Source organism: Sutcliffiella rhizosphaerae (genome assembly GCF_917563925.1).
Classification (GTDB): domain Bacteria; phylum Bacillota; class Bacilli; order Bacillales; family Bacillaceae_I; genus Sutcliffiella_A; species Sutcliffiella_A rhizosphaerae.
The window spans coordinates 1-3,120 of record NZ_CAKJTJ010000078.1 but is presented as its reverse complement, the minus strand read 5'-3'; the positions used below and the strand labels follow the sequence as shown (position 1 = coordinate 3,120).

General features: G+C 39.0%; 2 protein-coding genes. One reads left to right on the top strand and one right to left on the bottom strand.

Annotated features, from left to right (window positions below):
* A partial coding sequence (locus LRP81_RS23005; RefSeq protein WP_230505527.1) for a hypothetical protein occupies positions 1–240 on the top strand: 240 nt, incomplete at its 5' end.
* A 115-nt stretch (positions 241–355) separates the two neighbouring features.
* Here the strand turns inward: LRP81_RS23005 and helD are convergent.
* Positions 356–2,695, bottom strand: a complete 2,340-nt coding sequence (gene helD / locus LRP81_RS23000) for an RNA polymerase recycling motor HelD (protein ID WP_230505525.1) — start codon at positions 2,693–2,695, stop codon at positions 356–358.
* Positions 2,696–3,120: the final 425 nt, after the last annotated feature.

The following is a 3,120-nucleotide window of genomic DNA, read 5'->3' as shown; positions in this document are numbered from 1 at the left end:
AAATGGAAAATAGAGGCGCACAAAAGGCGAATAAGTGCCCGAAAAATAGCAAAATGGAAAATTGGGGCACACAAAAGGCGAATAAGTGCCCGAAAAATAGCAAAATGGAAAATAGAGGCGCACAAAAGGCGAATAAGTGCCCGAAAAATAGCAAAATGGAAAATTGGGGCACACAAAAGACGAATGAGTGCCCGAAAAATAGCAAAATGGAAAAATCGGGCACTCGGCTTGCGTACATAAAAAGGGCGCTACCTTCAATCTGAAACAGGGCATTCAAATGACACTCTCAAGAATTCTACTTTACTCAAACACAAAACCCCATTCCTCTGCAAAAGAGAAATGGGGTTTAACTATTTTACACTTCACTATGCTCAACGAAACCTTCCCGCAATACATCTTGCAAAAACGAACTAGGTTCACCAACACTGTAAAGCTGTAAATAATGCATAGCTCTGGTGCAGGCAGTATAGAAAACTCTGCGCAGGCTTTCATCTCCATATACTTGCTCAGATGCATCATAAAGGATAACGGCATCGAATTCTATTCCTTTAGACAGATAGGAGGGAATGACGACAACTCCTTGTTCATATTCAATGGAGTTGCTCTTTAAGAGTTTCACTTCCTCAGATAAGGATTCGTAGGCACGGATGCTTTCTTCTGCAGATTTGCATATAATCGCAATACTATGATAGCCGAGCTTTTTTAAATCAGCGATCTTTGATGTAATGCAGCTGTGCAGTTCAGTGTGATCCACTACTTGCTTCAGCTTTGGTGACTTGCCGGGGCGGTCGAAAGGAATAATACTTTCTCCATTCGGAACAAGTCTTCTGGTGAATTCAATAATCGGTTTGGTAGAACGGTAGCTTCGTGCAATATTGATGGATTCAGTTTTATCTGGGCCATAAAGGTTGGTGAGTGTATGGAAATCCACTCTTTCACTTGCATGGGCGAATATGGCCTGATTAAAGTCACCGAGGACGGTCATCCTTGCGGAAGGAAACAACAACTTTAAAAATTCAAATTGGAAAGGCGAATAATCCTGAGCTTCATCTACTACGATGTGCTTAATGGCGCTGTTCGTTTGGAAGCCCTGGATTAGCTCTTTCAAAAGTAAAAAAGGGGTGGCATCCTCGTAAAGTAGCACATCTTCATCAATTTTTGCCTGTGTCGCTTGGCAAATAGACTCCAATTCTGTTGGGGAATCTTCTCCTGCCCAATCATTAATTTGTGCAGGATTTGCAAACAATTGCTTGTAAATTCCCTTTAGATCGAGAAATTGGAGGGATCGGATTCGTTTTCCTAACGGCTTCCATTTTTGGTGCACAATCAATTGGGCAAGCACTTTTGGTTCAAGCTCATAGTCGGCAATATCTTCTTTTTTAAAGCCGCGTTTTTTGGCTAAATACGCATGTGCCTTATGATAGTCCTCGTTGCTCAGCAGTTCGATTTCCTCCTGCACCCAAGGCTTTGTCCGTTCGATTTTTTTAGCTGCCTTTATTTTATTCATTAACCAATCAGTCAGTTTCTCAAGCCTATTATGAAAACGTAGTGATGTATCATGACTGTAAAATCTGTCTGACATTTGTTGTGCAGTAACAATTGGCTGCCCTCTGAAACTAATATCCTTAAAAAGCATTCCTGATTCTTCTAGTGATTTTCTATAGGATTGAAGTACTTTAAAAAACTGAATAGTCGCTTTAAAACGGATACTTGCAAGTCTTGTTTTATATGCTGGCGTTTTTTCTGCTGTCAAAACATACTCCAATTGATTATACGGATTTTCTACTTTAAACTCTTTACTCAGACGATGATCCAAGTATTTCTGGAAGGTGACCTGTTGCATATTTTCCTCACCAAGCTCTGGAAGTACATTAGATACATAGCTGCTAAACATGTTATTCGGTGAAAATAAAATAACTTGATCAGCGTCGAGGTGTTCTCGATATTTGTAGAGTAAATAGGCAATTCTTTGAAGTGCTGCAGATGTTTTTCCACTGCCCGCTGCGCCGTGAACGATGAGCAATCTTCCTTGGTCATGACGAATAATTCGGTTTTGCTCCTGTTGAATGGTCGCTACGATATTATGCATTTGTTTATCGGTGCCTTTACCTAATACCTGTTTAAGAATCTCGTCACCGATGGTTAGACTAGTATCAAACATTGATTGAAGAGCACCATTTCGAATTAGATATTGCCACTTCTTCTCCAAAGTCCCTTCAATTTTTCCTTCTGGTGTTTCATAGGAGGCGTGACCTGGTTGATAGTCGTAGTAGACACTCGAGATAGGAGCCCGCCAGTCATATATCAAAAAGTTTTCTCCATTGTTATCACTAAGTGAGGAAATGCCAATATAGATTTGCTCTGGAGCTGAATCTCCTTTTTCCAAAAAATCTATACGGCCGAAAAAGGGAACCTCCTCCATTCTGCGCAATGTGGATAAACGTGTGGATGCATGCTTATGAATGCTTTGGTTTACAGATAAGGCCTGAGCTTCTTGTCGCAAGCCAATAATGGTTTCCAGGAAATCATCAAAGGTATCCGTATTCACTTTTACCTCTTCCCAAAAGTGCTTGCGGATATGAATCACTTCACTCTTGCGTGTGGCAGTTTCTTCTTCTAATCTGCCAATTTCCGCTGTTATTGTATCCATCACATTGTCTAATCGCTTTTGCTCCATCTGAAGATCCATATTCATGGCATACACTCCTAAAAATTTATTTGAAAAAAGGGTTGACTAGCGGATTGATTCCACTGTATAATTAAAATAGGGATAATTTATTTATTTTTAAAAGTACAGTGAGCATCTATATAAATTTATCATAAAATCTGGTTTCTTTCAATGCTTATTTAGCGGAAACTTTTTTTATTATGTAAAAGAGCAGTCTTTCTAGAGATGAATTTGGTGTTGTAACTGACCTTGGTGTAAATCTAATGTTGCAAGATAAAAATAATGACCGTAAAACTTCTATTATAAGCTTAAGATAGTAAGCTTTACTCAATGGGGCTGGGACAAAAATGTTTTAGCCTAAGACAAAACCGAACTTATTTGAGTGATTGATCAAATATGTTCGGTTTTTTAGTATAAAAATATGCTTTTATTTTTTAGATTACACTAGCGGT

Bases quoted from the DNA above. Each gene is read 5' to 3' on its own strand.
- helD (WP_230505525.1), bottom strand. From the start codon at position 2,695: ATGAATATGGATCTTCAGATGGAGCAAAAGCGATTAGACAATGTGATG.